The sequence below is a fragment of the Marinomonas algicola genome, from assembly GCF_014805825.1.
GTDB lineage: Bacteria > Pseudomonadota > Gammaproteobacteria > Pseudomonadales > Marinomonadaceae > Marinomonas > Marinomonas algicola.
This window is the reverse complement of sequence record NZ_CP061941.1, coordinates 3,543,222-3,565,224: the sequence shown is the minus strand read 5'-3', so window position 1 is coordinate 3,565,224 and position 22,003 is coordinate 3,543,222. Positions and strand designations below refer to the sequence as shown.

The 22,003-nt window shown below is 41.8% G+C and carries 22 protein-coding genes; 12 read left to right on the top strand and 10 right to left on the bottom strand.

Annotated elements, in window-relative coordinates; genetic code table 11:
- Positions 1–5 precede the first annotated feature (5 nt).
- The 5 genes from rbfA to IEZ33_RS16280 all read left to right on the top strand — a co-directional run bounded on the left by rbfA (position 6) and on the right by IEZ33_RS16280 (position 4,717).
- Positions 6–395: a 30S ribosome-binding factor RbfA gene (gene rbfA / locus IEZ33_RS16300; protein WP_191601071.1), complete on the top strand. Its 390-nt coding sequence runs from the start codon at positions 6–8 to the stop codon at positions 393–395.
- 8 nt (positions 396–403) lie between these two features.
- Positions 404–1,330, top strand: a complete 927-nt coding sequence (truB, locus tag IEZ33_RS16295; RefSeq protein ID WP_191601070.1) for a tRNA pseudouridine(55) synthase TruB — start codon at positions 404–406, stop codon at positions 1,328–1,330.
- A 91-nt stretch (positions 1,331–1,421) separates the two neighbouring features.
- Positions 1,422–1,691: a 30S ribosomal protein S15 gene (gene rpsO, locus IEZ33_RS16290; protein ID WP_191601069.1), complete on the top strand. Its 270-nt coding sequence runs from the start codon at positions 1,422–1,424 to the stop codon at positions 1,689–1,691.
- Between the two features lie 184 nt (positions 1,692–1,875).
- Positions 1,876–3,990 (top strand): polyribonucleotide nucleotidyltransferase, encoded by a 2,115-nt coding sequence (pnp, locus tag IEZ33_RS16285; protein WP_191601068.1) that lies wholly within the window; start codon positions 1,876–1,878, stop codon positions 3,988–3,990.
- Positions 3,991–4,120: 130 nt separating this feature from the next.
- Positions 4,121–4,717, top strand: coding sequence for an LPP20 family lipoprotein (locus IEZ33_RS16280; protein ID WP_191601067.1), 597 nt, complete (start codon positions 4,121–4,123; stop codon positions 4,715–4,717).
- Positions 4,718–4,860: 143 nt separating this feature from the next.
- Here the strand turns inward: IEZ33_RS16280 and IEZ33_RS16275 are convergent, their stop codons facing one another.
- Positions 4,861–5,079 carry a VF530 family DNA-binding protein gene (locus tag IEZ33_RS16275; protein ID WP_191601066.1) on the bottom strand — a complete coding sequence of 73 codons (219 nt, stop codon included), beginning with the start codon at positions 5,077–5,079 and terminating at the stop codon, positions 4,861–4,863.
- Between the two features lie 55 nt (positions 5,080–5,134).
- Here IEZ33_RS16275 and IEZ33_RS16270 point away from each other — a divergent pair, with 55 nt between their 5' ends.
- Positions 5,135–6,154 carry a DUF3080 family protein gene (locus tag IEZ33_RS16270; RefSeq protein WP_191601065.1) on the top strand — a complete coding sequence of 340 codons (1,020 nt, stop codon included), beginning with the start codon at positions 5,135–5,137 and terminating at the stop codon, positions 6,152–6,154.
- A gap of 7 nt (positions 6,155–6,161) precedes the next feature.
- On the opposite strand, the gene IEZ33_RS16265 is transcribed toward IEZ33_RS16270, so the two are convergent.
- Positions 6,162–6,488, bottom strand: coding sequence for a hypothetical protein (locus IEZ33_RS16265; RefSeq protein ID WP_191601064.1), 327 nt, complete (start codon positions 6,486–6,488; stop codon positions 6,162–6,164).
- A gap of 308 nt (positions 6,489–6,796) precedes the next feature.
- On the opposite strand from IEZ33_RS16265, the gene IEZ33_RS16260 reads away from it, so the two are divergent.
- The 4 genes from IEZ33_RS16260 to IEZ33_RS16245 all read left to right on the top strand — a co-directional run bounded on the left by IEZ33_RS16260 (position 6,797) and on the right by IEZ33_RS16245 (position 11,116).
- Positions 6,797–7,861 (top strand): diguanylate cyclase, encoded by a 1,065-nt coding sequence (locus IEZ33_RS16260; protein WP_191601063.1) that lies wholly within the window; start codon positions 6,797–6,799, stop codon positions 7,859–7,861.
- Between the two features lie 99 nt (positions 7,862–7,960).
- Positions 7,961–8,932 (top strand): glucokinase, encoded by a 972-nt coding sequence (gene glk, locus IEZ33_RS16255; protein ID WP_191601062.1) that lies wholly within the window; start codon positions 7,961–7,963, stop codon positions 8,930–8,932.
- Positions 8,933–8,976: 44 nt separating this feature from the next.
- A complete protein-coding gene (gene zwf / locus IEZ33_RS16250; protein ID WP_191601061.1) occupies positions 8,977–10,455 on the top strand; it encodes a glucose-6-phosphate dehydrogenase in 1,479 nt (492 codons plus the stop codon).
- Between the two features lie 31 nt (positions 10,456–10,486).
- Positions 10,487–11,116, top strand: a complete 630-nt coding sequence (locus IEZ33_RS16245) for a bifunctional 4-hydroxy-2-oxoglutarate aldolase/2-dehydro-3-deoxy-phosphogluconate aldolase (RefSeq protein WP_191601060.1) — start codon at positions 10,487–10,489, stop codon at positions 11,114–11,116.
- Between the two features lie 170 nt (positions 11,117–11,286).
- Here the strand turns inward: IEZ33_RS16245 and IEZ33_RS16240 are convergent, their stop codons facing one another.
- The 5 genes from IEZ33_RS16240 to rpsU form a co-directional block, all read right to left on the bottom strand.
- Positions 11,287–12,696 carry a PhoH family protein gene (locus IEZ33_RS16240; protein WP_191601059.1) on the bottom strand — a complete coding sequence of 470 codons (1,410 nt, stop codon included), beginning with the start codon at positions 12,694–12,696 and terminating at the stop codon, positions 11,287–11,289.
- Positions 12,697–13,009: 313 nt separating this feature from the next.
- A complete protein-coding gene (gene rpoD / locus IEZ33_RS16235; protein ID WP_191601058.1) occupies positions 13,010–14,845 on the bottom strand; it encodes an RNA polymerase sigma factor RpoD in 1,836 nt (611 codons plus the stop codon).
- 111 nt (positions 14,846–14,956) lie between these two features.
- A complete protein-coding gene (gene dnaG / locus IEZ33_RS16230; RefSeq protein ID WP_191601057.1) occupies positions 14,957–16,960 on the bottom strand; it encodes a DNA primase in 2,004 nt (667 codons plus the stop codon).
- Positions 16,961–16,979: 19 nt separating this feature from the next.
- Entirely contained in the window at positions 16,980–17,426 is a 447-nt protein-coding gene (locus IEZ33_RS16225; RefSeq protein ID WP_191601056.1) for a GatB/YqeY domain-containing protein, read from the bottom strand.
- Positions 17,427–17,580: 154 nt separating this feature from the next.
- Entirely contained in the window at positions 17,581–17,796 is a 216-nt protein-coding gene (rpsU, locus tag IEZ33_RS16220; protein WP_191601055.1) for a 30S ribosomal protein S21, read from the bottom strand.
- A 388-nt stretch (positions 17,797–18,184) separates the two neighbouring features.
- Here rpsU and tsaD point away from each other — a divergent pair, with 388 nt between their 5' ends.
- Positions 18,185–19,213, top strand: coding sequence for a tRNA (adenosine(37)-N6)-threonylcarbamoyltransferase complex transferase subunit TsaD (gene tsaD / locus IEZ33_RS16215; protein ID WP_191601054.1), 1,029 nt, complete (start codon positions 18,185–18,187; stop codon positions 19,211–19,213).
- An 8-nt stretch (positions 19,214–19,221) separates the two neighbouring features.
- On the top strand, positions 19,222–19,575 hold the full coding sequence (gene folB / locus IEZ33_RS16210; RefSeq protein WP_191601053.1) for a dihydroneopterin aldolase: 354 nt from the start codon (positions 19,222–19,224) through the stop codon (positions 19,573–19,575).
- 170 nt (positions 19,576–19,745) lie between these two features.
- Here folB and IEZ33_RS20885 read toward each other — a convergent pair whose 3' ends face one another.
- Genes IEZ33_RS20885 through IEZ33_RS16195 form a run of 3 tightly spaced genes read right to left on the bottom strand, consistent with a single transcriptional unit; the run spans position 19,746 to position 21,998 of the window.
- Positions 19,746–20,837: a tRNA nucleotidyltransferase/poly(A) polymerase-related protein gene (locus IEZ33_RS20885; protein WP_191601052.1), complete on the bottom strand. Its 1,092-nt coding sequence runs from the start codon at positions 20,835–20,837 to the stop codon at positions 19,746–19,748.
- A 20-nt stretch (positions 20,838–20,857) separates the two neighbouring features.
- A complete protein-coding gene (gene glpE, locus IEZ33_RS16200; protein ID WP_191601051.1) occupies positions 20,858–21,175 on the bottom strand; it encodes a thiosulfate sulfurtransferase GlpE in 318 nt (105 codons plus the stop codon).
- Positions 21,165–21,998 (bottom strand): symmetrical bis(5'-nucleosyl)-tetraphosphatase, encoded by an 834-nt coding sequence (locus IEZ33_RS16195; RefSeq protein ID WP_191601050.1) that lies wholly within the window; start codon positions 21,996–21,998, stop codon positions 21,165–21,167. The genes glpE and IEZ33_RS16195 overlap by 11 nt, the downstream gene beginning before the upstream one ends.
- Between the last annotated feature and the right edge of the window lie 5 nt (positions 21,999–22,003).

The window sequence follows — 22,003 nt, the reverse complement described above, 5'->3', positions numbered from 1 at the left end:
AGATCATGGCAGGCGAATTTAGTCGTACTAGTCGGATTGGTGACCAGCTCCAAAAGGAGCTGGCTTCTATCATCCAATTCGAAGTAAAAGATCCAAGACTGGGTTTAGTAACTATTAATGAAGTTAGGGTCGCAAAAGATTTAGGCTATGCTGATATTTATTACACCGTCTTGGGGATGGACGATAAACCAGAAAAGTTAGCCGAAAACCAAGTTGCCTTGGACAGTGCTAAAAACTTTTTGCGTCGTCGTTTATCTCAAGAAGTAAAACTACGAATTATGCCACACTTGCGTTTTCATTATGATAATAGTGTGTTGAATGGTGCACGTATGTCAGCTCTGATTGATGAAGCCGTTCGTGCTGATAATTCGCACCTAGACAGTGATGATAAATAAGGTCGTTAATGGCAAAAACTAAGTGGCGTACTGTTAATGGCATTGTGCTATTAAACAAACCTTTAGGACTTAGTTCAAACCAAGCATTACAACGTATTCGGCGTTTATTTCGAGCCGAAAAAGCAGGTCATACTGGTGCGCTAGACCCTCTAGCCACTGGTATGTTGCCGCTTTGCTTTGGTGAGGCAACTAAGTTTTCTCAATTTTTATTGGATTCCAATAAACGCTATCAGACTCGCATTTCTTTAGGTGTTCGTACAACAACGGGCGACAAAGAAGGTGATATTCTGACACAAGAGCCTGTGCCATCCATTTCTGATAATGATCTTGAAATACTACTGGACCGTTTTCGTGGTGACATAGAGCAAATCCCTCCAATGTATTCGGCTTTAAAGCATGAAGGCAAACCTTTGTATGAATACGCACGGCAGGGCATTGTTATTGAGCGTAAGCGACGTTCCGTTCATATTAGTAATTTAACGGTGCTAGAGCGAACGGATGACTCCTTGACTTTGGATATTTCGTGTTCCAAAGGAACATACATTAGAACCATTGGGGAAGACATTGGTGAGGCCCTAGGGTGTGGCGGACATTTAGATTCTCTGCATAGAGTTTCCTCTGCATCCTACTCTCCAGAAAGGATGATGTCTTTGGATGCATTTGAATCATTGCTTGAGACAGGTGGTGAAGAGGCTTTGGATGAGTGTCTTTTGCCAATGGACTCGGCCGTTGATTATTTACCGGCGATGTCTTTATCAGAGTCACAGACTCGCGATATCTTATTTGGTCGAGCCGTATCCGTTGACCATGTATTTTTAGATCTTGATTTGATTCGTTTATTTTCAGAAGTAGATAAGCGCTTTCTTGGTTTAGGCTCAATTAAAGGGGGTTTAATTAAGCCCCATCGTTTGATTAATACAAGTGAATTGACCTAAACATAGTGATATAATCCAACACTTAGGGTGGCTGAAAATATGCTCGGACATCCTATATTATTAATAGCATATTATAATTGGAGATAAGATTATGGCTTTGACTGCAGAAGCAAAAGCAGCATTGGTAAAAGAGTTTCAAGTGGCTGAAGGCGATACTGGTTCACCAGAAGTTCAAGTTGCGTTATTGACTAAGAACATTGAAGGCCTACAAGGTCACTTCAAATCTCATATCCATGACCATCATTCTCGTCGCGGTTTAATCCGTATGGTAAACCAACGTCGTAAGTTGTTGGATTACCTAAAACGTAAAGATGCAGCACGTTACACTGGTTTGATTAAAAAACTAGGTCTACGTCGCTAAGACTTTATAAAGGCCATAGTTTACTATGGCCTTTCTTTATTGACCTCCCAGAGGGCAGCCTGTACTTCATATTGTTTTTTGTTGGGCCAAAAAGAGTTCAACACGATAAAAGAAATAATTTGAGTACTGGCTTAAAAAGATTGTCTTTGGGATCAATCCATTTAAATTTTTAAAAGGAATATATGTGAGTATTACGACAAAAACTTTTCAATTTGGTAACGATACTGTTGTTTTAGAAACAGGTCGAATTGCACGTCAAGCAACGGGTGCTGTTCTTTGTACTATTGGTGATGCACAAGTACTTGCTACTGTTGTCGGTGCGAAATCAGCAAAAGCGGGTCAAGATTTTTTTCCATTATCCGTTCACTACCAAGAACGTGCTTACGCTGTAGGTAAAATCCCTGGTGGTTTTTTAAAGCGTGAAGGCCGTCCTTCTGAAAAAGAAACGTTAACTTCTCGTTTGATCGACCGTCCAATTCGTCCATTGTTCCCTAAAGGGTTCATGAATGAAGTTCAAGTTGTTTGTACTGTTATGTCAACAAACACGAACTTAGATGCGGATATCGCGGCCATGATTGCAACGTCGGCGGCACTAACAATATCGGGTATTCCATTTAATGGACCGATTGGTGCGGCACGTGTTGGTTTTAATGATGAATCAGGTTACATCTTAAACCCAAGCTACAGTGATTTAGATTCTTCTTTACTAGACATGGTTGTGGCTGGTACTAAAGACGCGGTCTTAATGGTTGAATCTGAAGCACAAGAATTAACTGAAGATGAAATGCTAGGTGCGGTTCTTTTTGCCCATAAAGAAATGCAAGTCGCTATTTCGGCGGTGGCTGAATTTGCCGCTGAAGCGGGTAAGCCTCGTTGGGAATGGGAAGCGGATGCGGTAAACGTTTCTTTAAAAGAAGCATTAGAAACAGGTTATGCCGCACAAGTTGAAGAAGCGTATGGCATTAGCGAAAAAATGGCGCGCTACACTAAGTTAGGTGAAGTGCGTGATGCCGCTGTTGCCGCGATGGTTACCGAAGAAGGTGAGTTGACAGAAGCGGATGTAACAGGCGCTTTTGCCAAATTGGAAAAACGTACTGTTCGCCGTCGTGTTATCGATGGTCAACCTCGTATCGATGGTCGTGACAATAAAACAGTTCGCCCAATTAATGTAGAAGTTGGCTTATTAAGCAAAACTCACGGTTCTGCTTTGTTTACTCGTGGTGAAACACAAGCTATTGCCACTTGTACACTCGGTACAAGTCGTGATTCACAAATGACGGACGGTTTGACTGGCGAAAGTAAAGACAGCTTTATGTTGCACTACAACTTCCCTCCATATTCTGTTGGTGAATGTGGTCGTATGGGTGGTGTTGGCCGTCGTGAAATTGGCCATGGTCGTTTAGCGCGTCGTGGTGTTCAGGCGGTATTGCCAAGTGAAGACGAATTCCCATACACAATCCGTATTGTTTCTGAAATTACAGAATCAAATGGCTCCAGTTCAATGGCTTCTGTTTGTGGTGCAAGTTTGTCTATGATGGACGCAGGTGTTCCTCTTAAAGCACCGGTTGCGGGTATCGCAATGGGTCTAATTAAAGAAGAAGATGGCTTTGCTGTACTAACTGATATCCTAGGCGATGAAGATCATCTTGGTGATATGGACTTTAAAGTGGCCGGTACTTCTGAAGGTATTACGGCACTTCAAATGGACATTAAAATCGAAGGCATTAACGAAGAAATTATGGACATCGCATTAAGCCAAGCGCGCGATGCACGTGTTCACATTCTTCGTGAAATGGCAACCGTGATTGGTTATGCTCGCCCTGAAGTGTCTCCAAATGCGCCTTCTATGGCCAGTATCAAGATTGATCCTGAAAAAATTCGCGATGTTATTGGTAAAGGTGGAGCCACAATTCGCTCTATCACTGAATTAACGGGTGCGTCTATCGATCTAGATGATGATGGTACTGTGCGTATTTTTGCGGCGGATAAAGCGTCATCTGATGCCGCTCTAGTTCGTATTTATGAAATTACGGCTGAAGCTGAAGTAGATAAAATTTATAAAGGCACGGTGGCTCGCTTGGCTGAGTTTGGTGCATTTGTAAACATCTTACCAGGCAAAGACGGTTTGGTTCATATTTCTCAGATCGCTGATGAGCGTATTCGCGCTGTGTCAGACTTTTTGAAAGAAGGCCAAGAAGTCATTGTTAAAGTGCTGGATGTTGATGCACGTGGTCGCATCAAATTGTCTATGAAAGATGTAACAGAAGAAGAAAAAATCGCTTTTGCTGCGGCAGAATAAGCGCTTTTTTTAACGAATATAAAAGGCACCAATACAATGTATTGGTGCCTTTTTTGTAAATGACTGTTAATCTTGCATAATAATTGTGTGTCATTTAATAATTTTAGGTTGTTTTTTAGGAGAAGAATCAATGGCTAAAAATATAAAGGCGACTATAGCGACAGTATTTTGTGGCGCTCTGGTTTTAGCTGGATGCAGTGCAACACCCGAAAATATGTCTGTTGCAGAATGTCTATTCGCTGACGGTTCAAATGTAGAAGCGCCTGTCTGGGTGTGCGGTGCGCCAATTGAAGGTGTCGAGTTATCCGCTGTAGGATACAGCGATAAATCAGCGGCTGGGCCTAACTTTATGAAGCAGATGGCGTCTACTGCCGCGCGAGTGGAATTGGCACAAGTGTTAAGTCTAGACATAGAAAATATGATCAAACAATACGCTGAAACGACCGGTGCAGGGGATTCTGAAACCATTGATCGTGTGAATACAGCTGTAACGAAACAAATTACCGATCAAACACTCATTGGCTCGAAAATTATTCGTCAAATGCCAACCCCAACGGGTGGTATTGTTGTTTTAGTTGGACTAGACCCTGCTGGTGTTGAGTCAATTTCAAAAGCATTGCTTAGGACCTCAATGAACAATGAACAGGCTTTATTTCAAAAATTCCAAGCTGAAAAAAGCTTTGATGAATTAGCGGAAGAAATCGCTAAACGTCGTACATCCTATTAGAGAAGGTGCCAATAAGTCGTCCTCTTGCCTTCGCATGTGGATAAAAGCCTGTTATTCGCACCTTCCCTAGACTAACGTCGTTACATTATTGAAAGAGTAAGCCACACTATGGCTTACTCTTTTTCGATTAAAGTGAGTGAAAATTACTTATTTACTAGGGTGTTTAAGTACAGGGTCTCTACTTTATCTCTTGCCCATTGAGTACGGCGTAGAAATGTTAAGCTAGACTTTATGCTAGGGTCTTTTTGAAAACAGTTAATAGGCACTCTAATTGCCATTTCTTCCCAGCCCAGAGCCTCTTCAAGCTCCAGCAGAATTTGCTCTAGTTTTATTCCATGTAATGGGTTGTTATCTTGTGCCATATAAGTCTCTATTTGATCTGTTAATTTTACACTCTCTAAAAAGGCGTTTTTTAGTGTGACAAAATTATATAAAAAATGTGTGTTTGTGTGTGCGTTATTTCTTTTTGGGTGTGGGAACCAAAACTCAGTTCAGCACAGTTTCGACGAGTATAAAAAGAGTTTAAATCGATCAGTCTGGTTTGATTCTCAACCATCAAGTGAAAAAATACAACTGATTCCTCTTCCACCGTTACGAGAAAGAAAAATAGAGTTGACGGAGTTTGATATTAGTATTTTGGATTTTTTATCGTTACAACAATGCCGTATCGGTTCATTGGTGGGTCAGAGAAACAGCATTCTGGGTAAAGTTATGCCGGATAGCCAGCGGTTTCTTTATGAACTGAATTTAATTCAAGCAATTGATCACTGTCAAATAGAGTCAGACACTCTTAGGAGTGAGTTATTTTCCATACGTGATGTAAAAAAAGCAGAATTAGTGAATGCTTTCGCCAACAGTTTATGGGCGGGCAAAGAAAGTGGCGCCTTCTTTAGTCTTTCTAATGGGGTAATTTCCATGTCCCCAGATCAATCCTCTTTTTTATCTCTGCAACATTCATTGTCCTATTTGTTAAATATAGTAGAGAATTTAGAACGAGTGCCTCAATTAAAATCAGAAACGCTAGAAGGGCACTTTCAAATTATTTATGAAAGTGAATACGCGGGTAAATTACTGAAAACCTTATCCTTGGTCACAGAGAATTTAAACCTTATATCTACTTCATTAGAAGAGATTAACACCGATGATACGTTCTGCGATAAGCCCATCCTCTTCTTAAAACAGCAATTTAAAGTTCACTATATTGAAAAAATACAGCCTTACATTGCTAGAATAAATGCCGTCGCATTCAATGTTTTACCCGTATTAGATGAGCTTAGAAATAAAACTCAACCCTTACCCGTTGCTTTTAATCGCTTTCTTGGTCAGTGGTCAATGACTGAAAAAAACTCTGTATGGGTGAAATATCAAACGGCGTCTAAAAGGCATGCTCTTGCATGGAATACATTATTTAATGAATGTGAATTAACGTATAAATAAGCTATTTTTAGGCTTGAGTTGGCGGTAGCAATGATTCAATGCTTTTAACCGCATCGTAAGCTTCACTCAAACCTTGAGCTAAGGGTTCTTCCCCTAAGGCTTTTAGTAACGCAATATTTGCACTGGGGTTAGAGGTGATAGTGTGTGAGAAACGAATCGGTCTGTTAATGGCATGAACCTCGTGATGAGATAAGTTGTCAGGTGTGTTTTGTAACGTCGGCCCAGGTTGTGAAAAAAGACTCATTAATAGAGCAAATTGCGGGTTGCCAGATACCGCTTTACCCTTTTGGGTAGAATGGGTTATCTGGGTTTCGACAATGTTTCTAATATCCATTGGGCCAACATAATTAATTGATATAACTATGTTATCGAGTAAACCGCTAATTTCTTTAATGTTTTCGACGTGAGTGATTAGATTCGCATAGAGCGTAATTGAACGAATAGTATTAACAGGCTTTGTATGAAAATTATGCTTTAATAAGTGTCATACTTTTTAAGTGAATGACAGTGGAAGGTTTTACTGCTTTTAGGCATTATGTAGTCTATAAATGATAGATGGGCTGGTAATAGCGATGTAAGATCATCGCTAATGTAGATGCGATCGTTTCAATTTCTACCTTTCGTAACCGTGGATTTAAATACATGCATGATATACAGCAATTGATAGAAAACGTGAGAGAGAATGAGCGTATTGCGCTTAAGTTTTTTGAAATTGAGCGTTGTATTCTATCTATTGGGCGCTGTGATCAGTTTGTTTCAACGTTGACGAAAGAAGTGCAAAAGCAATTTAATGTACCTTATGTATGGGTTAATTTAATTAATGAAGCACCCTTGTCTCATTTAATAGAAAGTTTAGAAAAAACCACAGACCTAAAGGATAGGGTCTTATTTACTCGACGAAGTGCCATGATTGACATCATCAAAGCGGGTAATAAAACCGTTCTTATTAATGAAAATATTCAAGCGTGTAGGGAAATTATTCCTGCTTCTTACCGCGATATCGTTAGCTCTGTAGCCATCTCTCCTTTAACTATCGAAGGTGCTTTGGTTGGATTGTTTTGTCAGGCCGATGCGAATGTTGATCGTTACAATCCGGCAACAAAAGATACGTTTTTACTTGATCAATTAGCGATTAAAATCTCTATTTGCCTAAGTAATGTTACCGCAAGGGAAAAATTAGAATATTTAGCAACGCGTGACTCTCTTACCGGCTTACTTAATCGTCGTCAACTAGAGCTGATGCTAGAAAGGGAGTTTACGCGTTCTAAGCAAACGGGTCGTGACCTGACCGCTGTTTTTATCGATTGTGATGCTTTTAAGGCCATTAACGATACATTAGGGCACAACTGCGGCGATGAAGTTTTGGAGTACATTGCTAGAAGAATGTTAAAGTACGTGCAAAAGCAAGGCTTAGCCTTTCGCTTTGCTGGTGATGAATTCGTTTTTGTTTTGCCCGGTAAAAGCATAGAGCATGCTTTGGAGGTCGCTAATACCTTGCACGATTATTTACAGTCTAATCCTCTACGCTACAAAACAAACCTGGTTCCTATTACCATTAGTTTTGGTGGTGCCAGTGTGAACTCAGATAACCCTGGTTCATATAAGCAACTGCTGAAACTGGCTGACGAACGCCTCTATAGTTATAAAAATAATAGAAAAAGAAGTGTTCCTACCAAAGTTCTTAAATTTTTAAATAAAATACGATGACTGTAATTTTATTACAAAAATACGCCTTAAAGAGAAATTAAGAGTGTTTTTGGTGTCTTGTTTGTTGTAAAATTTCATTAAATTATTCAAGGTCTTATTATGTCCCATGCATTACTTGCGGATTTAGGCGGAACTAATGCCCGTTTTGCACTTGTCCCCTTAAATACCTATCAGCCCCAAGAAATTGTCGTGTTTGCTTGTAAAGAGTTTGCTTCTTTTTTTGAGGCCGCGGCAAAATATTTAGCAACCGCCTCTTTGTCCGAAAGTGAAATATCAGTGGTTGTATTGGCGATCGCAGGGCCTGTTAATCAAAAAGTGATTCAGTTTTCAAATAACCCATGGACCTTTACTAAAGAAGAGGTTGACTCTTTCTTTGGTGCAAACAGGCGGGTTGCTCTCTTGAATGACTACGATGCGATGGGACATGCAATGGAAGTGCTAACGCCTAAAGATTATATTCAGGTAGGCACAGGTGATGATATCGATAAAAGTGCACCTGCTTGGGTTATTGGGCCGGGCACTGGTTTAGGAGTGGCCTGTGTTGTACCGCAACAAAACGCGAACATTGTTTTACCTGGAGAGGGTGGGCATGTTGATGTGGCAAGTTGCACTCCTCAAGAAGATTTTATTTTGAACTTTTTACGCAAACGTCATCGTCGAGTATCGGCAGAAAGAGTGCTATCCGGGATGGGGCTAGAAAATATTTATGAGGCTTTAGCGAAACAAAATGGCCAAAACATCCGCTTAACCGCAGAAGAAATCGGGGAGGCGAGTAAAAAAGAAGACCCTCTTGCTCTGGCGGCATTAGAGCAGTTTTTTGTGTACCTAGGCCGTGTTGTTGGTGATTTGGTTTTGTCTGTTGAATCACGAGGTGGTGTATTTATTGTAGGGGGTATTATCCCAAGGTATATAGAGCTATTTGGCTTCAGCGGATTTCGTCAAGCAATGAGAGATAAAGGGCGTATGTCTGATTTTGTCGGTAAAATACCTACCTTTGTGGTAACGGCTGAGCACCCAGGTTTGATAGGGTGCGCAAATTATGCCTCTTATTTGGCTGCTGAGCCGTCATAGAAAGAATAGGGTTGTCGTAAACGCTTAATTTTTTGGAGAACATAATGAATAAGTCCAGTTTGAAAGCCTGCGACGTAGTAATTTTTGGGGGTGGCGGTGATTTGGCCATGCGTAAATTGTTGCCAGCTTTATATCACCTTGATATGGATGGGTTGTTGGCTCCTACTACGAGAATTATTGGGGCATCTCGACGTGATATATCAGATGAAGAGTATCAAATAAAAGTTCGTTCTGCCTTGGATGAGTTCGTTCCTTCAAGTATTAATGATGAAGAGACTTGGTCTCGATTCAAAGAGCGCTTAAATTATGTCTCTGTTGATGCTCAGGAATCATCTGATTTTGCCCGATTTAATGATAAGGGTGTAGGCGATAGTGATCGCGATGTGGTGTTTTATTTGGCGACATCACCGGATTTATTTGGCTCAATTTGTTCATCTTTGGCCACGCATGGCTTGAATCAAGAACGTATGCGTGTGGTATTAGAGAAGCCGCTTGGAAGGGATTTAATTTCTTCAAGAGCGATCAATACTGAAGTAATGCAGAATTTCAGTGAGCCGCAAGTGTTCCGTATTGACCATTATTTAGGTAAAGAAACGGTACAAAACCTACTCGCTATTCGTTTTGGCAATACTTTGTTTGAGCCTTTATGGGACAGTGCTCATATTGATAATATTCAAATTACGGTTTCGGAAACGGTTGGCGTTGAAGGCCGCTGGGGTTATTACGATAAAGCTGGCGCTTTGCGAGACATGGTGCAAAACCACCTCATTCAACTGTTGTGCTTAGTGGCGATGGAGCCTCCTAGCCGAATGGATTCTGATTCGGTTCGTGATGAAAAAATTAAGGTATTAAAAGCATTAAGACCCATTTCTGGAGCCAATGCCTATAACAAAACGGTACGTGGTCAATATGCAAAAGGTGTTGTTAACGGTAAATCGGTACAAGGATACTTCGATGAAGAAGGCAGTGTACCGGAGTCCCGTACAGAGACCTTTGTCGCATTGAGAGCGGATATTGATAACTGGCGTTGGGCTGGTGTACCCTTTTATTTAAGAACAGGAAAGCGTTTGGGGCAGCGTTATTCTGAAATTGTGATTCAGTATAAAGCTGTACCACACAGTATTTTTAGTGATGAGAGTAACCGTCAGCTACAAAGAAATCAGCTAATTATTCGTCTTCAACCTGAAGAAAAAATTTCCTTAACAGTGATGAATAAGGTGCCAGGTGCAAGTGAAGGTATGAATCTTCAGCCTGTAGATTTAAACTTGAGTCTAACGGAAGCGTTTAATAATAAGCGTAGCCCAGAGGCTTATGAGCGTTTGCTATTGGATGTAATGCGCAATGATGCCACTTTGTTTATGCGTTACGACGAAGTAGAGGCCGCATGGAAATGGGTGGATGGCATTATGGAGGCTTGGAGACAAACCAGCGAGCGTCCAAAAGAGTATGCTTCTGGTTCTTGGGGTCCTGCGGCATCGATGGCACTGCCAATAAAAGACGGTAGAAATTGGCATGATTATTAAACACTCAAACTCATCTTATTAGGATCATGATATGGCGACTTATTTAACTTCTGAACAGGTAATGACCGCGACAGCCGTTGTTCCTGTGATTGTGGTAGACAGTGTTGATGAAGCAGTTCAACTGGGAAAGGCGTTAGTGGCTGGAGGGGTTCCAGTATTGGAAGTGACGTTGCGTACAGACGCCGCTTTAGAGGCAATTACCGCGTTACGTAAAGAGGTTCCTGAGGCCATTGTGGGCGCGGGAACAGTATGCAGTCGTGAGCAATATATAAAAGCGATTGAAGCAGGCTCTCAGTTTATTATTAGCCCAGGTATGACCGCTGACTTGCTGGCAGTGGGTAAAGAATACCCTGTACCTTACTTACCCGCTGTAGCAACTATCTCTGATATTTTATTGGGTATGGAGTATGGGTACGATCATTTTAAGTTTTTCCCTGCTGAAGTAAACGGTGGTATCAAAGCGTTACAAGCCTTTGGTGGCCCGTTGCCTGATATTCGTTTTTGCCCAACTGGCGGCATTGGTGAAAAAAACTTTCGTGATTATTTAGCGTTACCTAATGTGTTGTGTGTTGGTGGATCTTGGATCGTACCAAAAGATTTAGTAAAAGCGCAGAAATGGGATGAAATTACAGCGTTAGCAAAATCGGTGAGTACTATCTAAATCGGTTAGTACTATCTAAATCAGCGAGTGCTATCTAATCGTGTGAGTGATATCTAGAATTGTTAGTACGCCCTAATGCTGGCCATCTAAATGTCATGTTGCTAGATAAACCTCTGGAGCGAATTCGCCCAGAGGTTTTTCATTATATGGTTTTAGGTGTTCTTATAAGCTTACAGGTTTTCTTCTGCAAATTCTGCTAAACGGCTCCTTTCAATGCCATTGACATGCATAACACTGGCGTAATTAAAGACTTTGCATTTTTCAACTAAGTACGTCAGCCCTGATGTTAATGGATTTATGTATTTATTATCTATTTGGGCTAGATTGCCTAGGACAATAATTCGAGAGTTTGTGCCGACACGAGTAACAATGGATTTTAATTGAAATTGTGTGAGCCCTTGGGCTTCATCAATGATTATAAGTGCGTTATTAAAAGACCTGCCCCTCATAAAGTTTAACGACTTGAATTGAATATTGGCTTTCTGTTTTACATAATCAATGCTGCTGAATGAGTGCTCATCTGCACCATGCAAAATCTCTAAATTATCATCAAATGCGGCTAACCAAGGCGCCATTTTCTCTTCTTCCGTGCCTGGTAGAAAGCCAATGTCCTCCGCCATAGGCGGTGTAGAGCGAGCGACAATGATTTTGTTAAACCGTTTTTCCTCCATGGTAACTTGCAGTGCGTAAGCTAAAGCCAATAGTGTTTTTCCTGATCCTGCTGGTCCTGTCATAATCATTAAGTCTGAGTTTTCATGGCGCAGGAGATAGAAGGCCATCGCCTGTTCTAGATTTCGCGGATGGATTCCCCAAAAGCTTTGATGCATTAAGCTTTGTTTATTTATATCAAGAAGGTAGATGTGTTTATCATCAATGTTGCAAATAAAGCCGACAAAGTCCATATCGTCGATAATGAACATATTTGGGTAGAATGGATCGATAGCATATTTTGGGATTAGGTGGATAGTGTGCCTACCATGTTGCTCTGTTTTAACCTTTTCTATGCTGTCCCAAAAGCTGCCAGAAAAATGAGTATAACCTTTGCTTAGAAGATCAACATCGTCGAGCACCTTATCTTTTCGATAGTCTTCAACGCGCTCTAGGCCTGATCCTTTGGCTTTAATTCTCATGTTGATGTCTTTGGTTACCAAGCAGACATTATCTCTTGGCTGAGTGGCTTGTAGGCTCAAAGCCACATTAATAATACGATTGTCGTTTGCATGGTCGTGATTGCTGTTTAAAAAAGGCACATTATCAATTTTAGCAATTTGTTGATCAGGGTAAATGGCTAGGTTGCCAAGGCTTTGTAGTGTGGTGTTTGTAGCGTTTGTGGTATTTGGGTGAGTATTAATAGGGACGCCTTCCAGAAGCTCTTTGGGGGCGGCATGACCAACAATTCTGTCAATGGTATTAATCGCCACTCTTGCTTCTCTACTGACGTCTTTATCACGACGATCTTTGATGACATCAAGCTCTTCTAATACTGTCATAGGGATAACCACTTTGTGTTCGCCAAAAGCAAATATCGCAAGCGGATCGTGCAGTAAAACATTGGTATCAAGTACGTATATTTTTTCCATAATGCGTCTCCCTTGTAGAAGTTGCTCTTATTGATCAACCTCTAAGACTGGTTAAATACAAGTGCTTTTCTAGATAATTAATGGACCTTCATATTATGTAACTCGATAAAAGCCGCCGTCAGGCGAGAGCGGATCTCTCAACCACTTTGCTTATTTAATATGAAATAAGTTTATGACAGTTTTGTAAAAAGCGTAAAAATGTTTGTTATTTATTTGTAATTTATAGACTGAATGTATGATAGTAGGAGCAACTGGATGAGCAAAAAAAACCGCCATGAGGCGGTTTTTATAGTAGACAGATTGCCCAGTTTGACTATTCGTCAAGGAAGCTGCGTAAATGTTCAGAGCGGCTAGGGTGGCGGAGTTTGCGAAGTGCTTTCGCTTCAATTTGACGAATACGTTCTCGTGTTACATCAAATTGTTTACCAACTTCTTCCAATGTGTGATCGGTATTCATATCGATACCAAAACGCATTCTAAGCACTTTTGCTTCACGAGCGGTTAAGCCTGAAAGTACTGACGTAGTTGCTTCACGTAGACCTTCAATGGTGGCCGTGTCAATCGGAGATTCAGCCCCATCGTCTTCAATAAAGTCGCCTAAGTGAGAGTCTTCATCATCACCAATAGGGGTTTCCATTGAAATAGGTTCTTTCGCGATTTTTAATACCTTGCGAATTTTGTCTTCAGGCATATCCATGCGAACAGCAAGCTCTTCAGGTGTGGCTTCACGCCCCATCTCTTGCAGCATTTGGCGAGAAATACGGTTCAGCTTATTGATTGTTTCAATCATATGAACGGGGATACGTATTGTTCTAGCTTGGTCTGCTATGGAGCGCGTGATGGCTTGTCGAATCCACCAAGTAGCGTAAGTAGAGAACTTATAACCGCGACGGTATTCAAATTTATCAACGGCTTTCATCAAACCAATGTTACCTTCTTGGATTAGATCTAAGAATTGTAAGCCACGGTTAGTGTATTTTTTAGCAATCGAAATAACCAAACGTAAGTTGGCTTCAACCATTTCTTTTTTTGCACGACGAGCACGAGTCTCACCGATAGAAATACGACGATTGATTTCTTTTAGCTCAGCGATGCTTAACCCGCTGTCTTTTTCGATATTGCGGAGTTTGCGTTGACTGCGCATAAACTCAGCTTCATTTTCCACCAGACCTTCAGAGTAGCGAGCACCGGAATTGATTTGCTCAGCCAGCCATTCGGTATTGGTTTCGTTACCAGGAAAACGTTTTAAAAACTCTGTTCTTGGCATGTGCGATTTACGAACGCAAACGTGCATGATACTACGCTCTTGGTCTCGTACTTTGTCCATGCGTGAGCGTACACGATGCACAAGTTCATCAAACATTTTTGGCACAAGTTTGATGGGTGCAAAGTTGATGCTTAATTCTTCTTGCTTTTCTTTTACTAGAGGGTCTTGACGGTTGCGAGTCTCAAGTAAGACGTTTAGTTCCGCATAAACACGTTCAATTTCATTGAATCGACGTGCTGTCTCTTCTGGATCTGGACCGCTTTCTGTCTCTTCTTCATCGTCGTCATCTGAATCTTCATCGTCAACAGCGTCATCGTCAGATTCGAGCTCAACTTCTTCTACAGCGGGCTCATCAAAAATCGGCTCTTCGCCGTCACCATCAATGAAACCACTAAATATATCGCTTAGACGACCTTCTTCTTCTTGAACTTTTGCATAGGCATCAAGTAGAACATCGACGGCACCGGGGTAGTATGAAACGGACGACATTACTTCGCGAGTACCTTCTTCGATACGCTTCGCAATGGCTATTTCTCCTGCTCGGGTAAGCAGTTCAACTGTCCCCATTTCGCGCATGTACATGCGGACAGGGTCTGTTGTGCGAGTAACATCGCCTTCAACGGCGGCCAGTGCGGCAGCCGCTTCTTCAGCCGCCGCTTCATCTGTAGAATCACCTTCTTCCATGATAAGGCTATCTTTATCAGGAGCATATTCAGAAACCACAATGCCCATGTCATTGATCATGGCAATGATTTCTTCAACCTGTTCTGGGTCAGAAAGGTCATCAGGAAGGTGATCATTAACTTCGGAAAAGGTTAAATAGCCCTGTTCTTTACCTTTAGCGATCAGCTCTTTGAGACGTGACTGTTGAGTGTCTGGCATTCGACAACCTATCGTTTGAAATACGTTTGGGAAAATAGCAAGCCGCGCATTATAGCAAAAACAAACGACCTTATCTAGATTTCTTCATGCTAAATATAAAGAAATTGGTTGTTAAGGGCGCTTTTTTTTGCGCATTTGCTCCATCCATTGACGGAGCTCTGTACGACTATCATTATCCTTTATGGTTTCGTTTCCTTGATTTTTCAACCTTTGGCTACTGGCATTTCTGCCTAGTCTTTCTTCCATTCTGTCGACAAAATCTATAACTTCTTGTTTTACATTGCTAATTTTAGACTTTGTGTGTGCGTCAGGGTGGTTTAATAAAAATAAAATAGCATTATAATTTTCATTACCGTGCCAATTTCCGAGTAAATTCCCTGTATTTTTATCGGGATACTTACTGAAGTAACGCCATACTTTACTGAAGAGCTGTATCTTTGGGTCTGGCTGACGTAGTAACGGATCTGATACATCAATTTCTTTTGCCACATGGGGGTGCAGTAAGAGGCAAAGGGTGGCGTTGTCTATTTGTGACAGCGGCGTTAAAGAGGACATTTTCGGAAAAGTAAAGTGGTCACTATCGACTGACGACTTTTTACCAAATGGCTTACCATTGAAGCCTTTTTTATTATTAAACGTGTTTTGTTTTGTGCTCTTCTTAAAATATCCGCTGTCTTCACGGGCGGGGGGGAGGTAAGGTTCGTAAGCTATATCATCATAATAGCCCACTGGTTCATCGTACTCGGGAGGCGTGTCATTATGATAGTGCTCCGAGTGGGCTGTGTTTGGGTCAGATTGTGCGGTGATGTATTTCGGCTTCGTGCTTGTAATAGCAAGTGATTCGGCATTGATTCCTGATTGCTCGGTAAGTTGTTTGATTAAAATAGATTTTAGGGTGCAATCTGGCATGCTTTGAATGTACTTCATTGCATTCTGAGCGAACTGAGCCTCACCTTCTTCGTCCGCGAGGGTAACTTCCTTACGAGCGTGATCAAATAAGACATGCGCCATTGAGGAGGAGTCTTCTAGGCGGTCGAGAAAAGCGTCTTTTCCTTCCTTTCTAATCAGCGAGTCAGGGTCTTCACCCTCAGGTAAAAAGAGAAAACGAACTTGTTTGCTGTCCTGCATCACGCTTAAGCTGGCTTCCAATCCTCTTATGGCCGCAGACCTTCCGGCTTTATCCCCATCAAAGCAGAGAGTGATTTTATTAACTAATTTAAAGAGCTTTTGAATGTGTTGGCTGTTTACCGAGGTTCCCAGGGTTGCGACAGAGTTGGTTACGCCGTGTTGGGCCAACACAATGACATCCATATAGCCTTCAACCACAATAATATGATCAAGGTTAAGTGTATTTTGCTTGGCTTCATATAAACCATAAAGTTCTTGGCTTTTATGGAATACTGGGGTTTCTGGTGAGTTTAAATACTTAGGTTTTTCATCGCCAAAGGCGCGGCCACCAAAAGCAATAACTCTGCCGCGAGAATCTCGAATAGGGAACATGATCCTATCGCGAAAACGATCGTAAAAATGCCCCGCTTGATCTTTCTTTTCAATCAGCATGCCAGCTTGAAATAGATGCTCTTGTGTTTCGGCTTTTTGGTCGAGACCTTTGATCAAATTATCCCAGCCCGATGGCGCAAAGCCTAGACCAAATACCTTGGCTATTTGTCCAGAAAGGCCACGGTTTTCAGAGAGGTAGCTTTTGGCTCTGGCTTTATCCGGATGAGTAATCAACTGGTTTTGGAAGAAGGTGGCGCTCTCGGTCAGTACTTTTAATAAGCCAGCATTCTGTTCATAGCGATCTGGTGCGCCTTGTTCTCGGGGGACTTCTAAGCCAGCTTCTTTGGCCAATACTTCAATGGATTCAACAAAATCGAGGTGATCATGCTCCATTAAAAAGGAAATGGCATTTCCCCCTGCGCCGCAGCCGAAGCAGTAATAAAATTGTTTGTTTGGGTTTAAGCTAAATGAGGGGGATTTTTCGTTATGAAAAGGGCATAAAGCGCTGTAATTTTGCCCGGTTTTCTTTAATGTTATGCGAGACGCCACCACATCAGTAATATCGGTTCGAGCTAAAAGTTCGTCAATAAATTGATCTGGTATACGTCCCGCCATAAAGAATACTCTTGAGTGATTAACCTAATAGTTTTTTAACCAATTTGCTGACTTGAGCGACATCGGCTCGGCCTTGTACTTGAGGTTTTACAATGGCCATAACGGCGCCCATTTGTTGCATGCTAGTGGAGCCTGTTTCATCAACGGCCGCTTTCACTATGCTTTCAACTTCATCATCGGTAAGAGGTTGAGGTAAAAATTCACGAATAATCTCCATCTCAGCTTGTTCTATTGCGGCAAGGTCGTCACGTCCACCATCAGTAAACTGCTGCACAGAATCTTTACGTTGTTTTACCATTTTGTCTAGAACGACTAAAGCACGAGCATCGTCGACTTCTACTCGCTCGTCCACTTCTATTTTTTTAAATTCAGACATAATGGTGCGAATCAGGGCGACACGAGCTTTTTCTTTGGCACGCATCGCCACTTTTAATTGATCGGATACGTTTTGCTTTAATGCAGACATGGGGAGCTCCTTTATTGTAGTAGGTCTAAAACAAAAAAAACGGCAAGTAAAAAATACTGGCCGTTTTCTCTGTTTATTTCAAAGCGATCAAAATAAACAAACGCTTGTGGATACTTCTAGTATTCAAAATGAATTGAGCTAGAGTTTAGCAATCCTAGTACAAACGTTGGAATTTACGTTGCTCACGAGAAACTTTCTTCGCGTGACGTTTAACGGCCGCCGCAGCAGCGCGTTTGCGAAGAGTAGTTGGTTTTTCGTAGCATTCACGACGACGAACTTCAGCAAGAACACCTGCTTTTTCACAAGAGCGTTTGAAACGACGTAGAGCGATGTCGAACGGTTCGTTATCTTTAACTTTAACAGCTGGCATGTATGTACCTTATAAATAATTAATGTTATGAATTTTTGTGATCACAAAAACACGGGCATCATACCTGTATTTTGTGGTGCTTTCAAAAAATAAGAGCACTCTGTGATCAAAGCGATCTTTTACTCTTAATGTGTAGACTCAATTACGGTAATAAATGTAAGAGAGTTCTGTTTCATGTCTATCTATAGAGTCGTCCGAATCCGTTTCGGAACAAAGAAAAATCACCTGCCTTTTAATTCATAATTTTAAACGTGCGGCATTATAGAGCCCTAAGCCAAATAAGTCTACTGAAAAGCTCAAACATATCGGATAAGTCATTTCAAGCTCGCTTATTTTTGGTCGTTTTCGTATACAATAAGGCTAACGTTTTCCTAAGAGATTAAAATAAATGATAGTGCTAGGTTTAGAAACCTCTTGTGATGAAACAGGGATTGCTATTTACGATACAGATAAAGGACTGCTATCCCATAAAATCTATTCTCAAATTGAGAAACACGCTGAATACGGTGGTGTGGTTCCTGAACTGGCTTCACGCGATCATATAAGAAAAACCTTACCGTTAATTGATGAGGTTTTACTTGAGGCGGGTATCACAAAGAAAGAACTAGAAGGCATTGCCTTTACCAGTGGTCCTGGTTTGGCAGGGGCATTAATGGCTGGCGCTACCATCGGTCGTTCATTAGCGTATGCTTTGAATATTCCTTCGTTAGGTGTGCATCATATGGAGGGTCACTTGTTGGCTCCTATGTTAGAAGAGCGCCAGCCTAAAATGCCATTCGTGGCTTTACTCGTCTCTGGGGGACACACACAACTTGTTCGAGTAGATGGAATAGGCCAATATAAACTATTGGGGCAGTCCCTTGATGATGCGGCCGGTGAAGCGTTCGATAAAGCCGCCAAAATGATTGGTATGCCTTATCCTGGTGGGCCACATATAGCGGCCCTGGCTAAGTTGGGGAGAGCCGATTCTGGCTTAAAATTTCCGCGTCCTATGACAGACAGACCGGGTTTAGATTTCAGTTTTAGTGGATTAAAAACGGCTTTTTTGACGGCGGTGCATGCGGCGCAAGATAAAGAGGCTTGTGACGAGCAATTTAAAGCCGACGCAGCACTTGCCTTTGAGCAAGCTGTTGTGGATACCTTAGTTATTAAGTGTCGTCGAGCACTTGAGCAAGAATCGCTTACACAACTGGTTATTGCTGGAGGCGTGAGTGCCAATGTACGACTACGTGATAAGCTCGAATCTCAGTTAGCAAAAATGAATTCGGGTGTTTTTTACGCTCGACCTGAGTTTTGTACTGATAACGGCGCCATGATTGCGTACGCTGGCGCTCAGCGTTTACAGGCCGGTCAATCGTCTCCTTTAAGCTTAACCATACGAGCTCGCTGGCCTCTATCTGATTTACCCGCTATCTAGGAAACGCTATGAAAGACACAGTATTTATTGAAGGTTTAAAAGTCGAAGCCGTTATCGGGGTTTATGATTGGGAAAAAGAAATAAAACAGATTCTATTCTTTGATTTAGAGATGGAACACGACAATCGTGTACCCGCAGTGAACGACGATTTAAGTAAAACGCTGGATTATGAGGCGATCTCGAATTTTATAACGGCGTTTTGCACAAACAATGTATTTGAATTGATTGAAACCTTGGCGGAGCGCTTGTGTGCCGAGTTGATGCAAGTGTTTGAGATAAACGCCATGTCTATGGCGTTAAGAAAACCAGGGGCGGTTCCTACAGCAAGTGCAGTAGGAGTGAAAATTTACCGTCAGAAATAAGGCATTGGAGACCGTTGTTTTGACGACTGTGCTTACCGACACTTTTTAAAAATAGGTTCGAATGGCTTATTTATAATCCATAAACTCCGTTTTCTTGTCTATTTTACCTCGTCTTGGCTTCACTCGTGATCGAGTGAAAAGACCTCCACTTGAATAAACCCGCTCAATGATTAATGTTTAACGAGCGGGTTTATTGATTCCAAAAGACTGTTTTGTTTGGCTAATTGAATCGCTTTACCTAACGCCTCGCCAACAAATCCCTGCTTGATAAAAGTGCTGCTACCAACAGAGGCTACTTGTTCTCGAAGTTGTAGCCAAAGTTGTAAATCGGTTTCTGTTATACTGGATAATACTTCCACTAACAGTTTGTAAGGCTGGGGTCGTTTAACGGCGCCAACTTGAGCGAGCCACGCTTCCCACTTTTGTGGGCTTAAAGGTAAGGTGTTTTGACTGACAAATTCACATACTTGCTGTGCCAAATTGGCAAATTGGTTAGGGACTTTGGCTCTTTTTTGCAATGCTTTTAAGGGTTCTGCAGCGGATTCAGAGCACAAGTAAGCCCATTTTTGAGGTGCGGTTGACTGTGTGAAGTGCGGCCATGCTGTTAAAGCAACAGGCCAAGTCAACTCAGGAAAAAGAATATCTAAGGCATCGCACTCTTGTAATACGTTAAAAAAACACTCGGGGTGAGCCGTTTGCAGTGATTTGTCTAGCTCTTTCCAGATACGCTCAGCCGACAAGCTTAGTAACTCGCCGGATTGACTGATTTGCCGCATTAAAGCCAGTGTCTCAGGCGCTATCGTAAAACCAAAAGAGGCAAATCGCGCCGCAAATCGTGCGATACGCAGCACTCGCAAAGGGTCTTCTATAAAGGCATCCGAAACATGGCGGAAGACCTTGTTAGCTAAATCTTGCCGGCCATTAAATGGATCGTGTATTTCCCCTAACTCATCTTTAGCAATGGCATTGATGGTGAGGTCTCGCCTTAATAAATCCTCTTCTAATGATATATCAGCTGAAAAATCACAAATAAAACCCGTATAACCTTGGCCTTGTTTTTTCTCTGTGCGAGCAAGCGCGTACTCTTCTTTTGTTTTAGGATGGAGAAAAACGGGGAATTGCTTGCCGACTTGAGTATAACCTTGGGTTAATAACGCTTCTGGAGTAGTGCCTGTAACAAGCCAGTCTTTGTCCACAACATTGAGGCCAAGAAGCTCATCACGGACCGCTCCGCCAACTAAAAACACCGTTCTTTTAGGCATGAAGTTATCTTTACTAAAGGTTAATCTTGTGAGCACTGATCTGGGAATACGGCACTCCATTGACCAAAGCCACCGTTTAAAGAGTACACTTCTTTGAAGCCCTGGTCAGCCAAGAAGGCCGCCGCATTTTTACTGCTGTTGCCATGATAGCAGCATACAATAAGAGGCAATGATTTATCGGACTCGGCGATGTAAGCACCAATGTTATCATTATTCAGATTGAATGCATTGTTCATGTGGCCTGATTGGAAGCTGATATTATCTCGAATATCAACAATTAAAGCGTTGTTTTCAATAAGGGGGAGGGCGTCGTTAATATCGATGCACTTATAAGTCATTACTGGGTCCTTTAATTGAGCATGGCGTGCTAAAAAGTTGCCAATCATCAAGGCGAATCGCTGTTAAGCTTCCGCCCCAAACGCAACCTGTATCTAAAGCATGTATATTGGGGTGATCTACTTTACCTTCAAGAGCGGCCCAATGACCAAATATAACATGGCACTCTTTTGGCAACTTTGAAGGATAGGTAAACCAAGGTGCATAGTTTTTTAAGGCGGTTAATGGACCTTCTTTCGACTTCAAGTCGAGCTTTCCTGATGGCTTACAGAAACGCATACGCGTAAGGTAATTAACAATGGCTCTTAAACGCGTCATTCCGGTTAATGACTCGTCCCATTTCTCTGGCTTGTTGCCATACATAATAGCAAAGAATTCATCGGCCTGATCACTTTGTAGGACGGCTTCAACCTCTTGAGCGTATTGCAGGGTTTCCTCTAAGTTCCAACAGGGTGGAATGCCTGCGTGAGACATAATGGCATGAAACGATTTATCGTAATAGCAAAGTGGTTGAGCTTGCAACCAACTAAGAAGTTGATCCCTGTCTGGTGCATTTAGAATCTCTTTTAATGTGTCACTTTTTTTAAGTCGTCCAAAGCCGCGGGACAAGGCTAAAAGGTGTAAGTCATGGTTACCCAGAATAACTTTTGCTTTATCACCCAGAGAATGGATAAAGCGTAAGGTTTCTAGCGATTCCGAGCCACGATTAATTAGATCGCCAGCGAACCATAGCTCATCATGCTCTGGTTGGAACTGAATCGTGTCTAACAATGTCAGTAAAGGAGTCAAACACCCTTGTAAATCGCCAATTGCGTAGGTCGCCATAAATA

What these genes read in the sequence shown, in the direction of transcription:
- rbfA (WP_191601071.1), top strand. Translation starts at nt 6, where the DNA reads ATGGCAGGCGAATTTAGTCGTACTAGTCGGATTGGTGACCAGCTCCAA.
- truB (WP_191601070.1), top strand. Translation starts at nt 404, where the DNA reads ATGGCAAAAACTAAGTGGCGTACTGTTAATGGCATTGTGCTATTAAAC.
- rpsO (WP_191601069.1), top strand. Translation starts at nt 1,422, where the DNA reads ATGGCTTTGACTGCAGAAGCAAAAGCAGCATTGGTAAAAGAGTTTCAA.
- IEZ33_RS16280 (WP_191601067.1), top strand. Translation starts at nt 4,121, where the DNA reads ATGGCTAAAAATATAAAGGCGACTATAGCGACAGTATTTTGTGGCGCT.
- IEZ33_RS16275 (WP_191601066.1), bottom strand. Translation starts at nt 5,079, where the DNA reads ATGGCACAAGATAACAACCCATTACATGGAATAAAACTAGAGCAAATT.
- IEZ33_RS16265 (WP_191601064.1), bottom strand. Translation starts at nt 6,488, where the DNA reads ATGGATATTAGAAACATTGTCGAAACCCAGATAACCCATTCTACCCAA.
- IEZ33_RS16260 (WP_191601063.1), top strand. Translation starts at nt 6,797, where the DNA reads ATGCATGATATACAGCAATTGATAGAAAACGTGAGAGAGAATGAGCGT.
- glk (WP_191601062.1), top strand. Translation starts at nt 7,961, where the DNA reads ATGTCCCATGCATTACTTGCGGATTTAGGCGGAACTAATGCCCGTTTT.
- zwf (WP_191601061.1), top strand. Translation starts at nt 8,977, where the DNA reads ATGAATAAGTCCAGTTTGAAAGCCTGCGACGTAGTAATTTTTGGGGGT.
- IEZ33_RS16245 (WP_191601060.1), top strand. Translation starts at nt 10,487, where the DNA reads ATGGCGACTTATTTAACTTCTGAACAGGTAATGACCGCGACAGCCGTT.
- IEZ33_RS16240 (WP_191601059.1), bottom strand. Translation starts at nt 12,696, where the DNA reads ATGGAAAAAATATACGTACTTGATACCAATGTTTTACTGCACGATCCG.
- rpoD (WP_191601058.1), bottom strand. Translation starts at nt 14,845, where the DNA reads ATGCCAGACACTCAACAGTCACGTCTCAAAGAGCTGATCGCTAAAGGT.
- dnaG (WP_191601057.1), bottom strand. Translation starts at nt 16,960, where the DNA reads ATGGCGGGACGTATACCAGATCAATTTATTGACGAACTTTTAGCTCGA.
- IEZ33_RS16225 (WP_191601056.1), bottom strand. Translation starts at nt 17,426, where the DNA reads ATGTCTGCATTAAAGCAAAACGTATCCGATCAATTAAAAGTGGCGATG.
- rpsU (WP_191601055.1), bottom strand. Translation starts at nt 17,796, where the DNA reads ATGCCAGCTGTTAAAGTTAAAGATAACGAACCGTTCGACATCGCTCTA.
- tsaD (WP_191601054.1), top strand. Translation starts at nt 18,185, where the DNA reads ATGATAGTGCTAGGTTTAGAAACCTCTTGTGATGAAACAGGGATTGCT.
- folB (WP_191601053.1), top strand. Translation starts at nt 19,222, where the DNA reads ATGAAAGACACAGTATTTATTGAAGGTTTAAAAGTCGAAGCCGTTATC.
- IEZ33_RS20885 (WP_191601052.1), bottom strand. Translation starts at nt 20,837, where the DNA reads ATGCCTAAAAGAACGGTGTTTTTAGTTGGCGGAGCGGTCCGTGATGAG.
- glpE (WP_191601051.1), bottom strand. Translation starts at nt 21,175, where the DNA reads ATGACTTATAAGTGCATCGATATTAACGACGCCCTCCCCCTTATTGAA.
- IEZ33_RS16195 (WP_191601050.1), bottom strand. Translation starts at nt 21,998, where the DNA reads ATGGCGACCTACGCAATTGGCGATTTACAAGGGTGTTTGACTCCTTTA.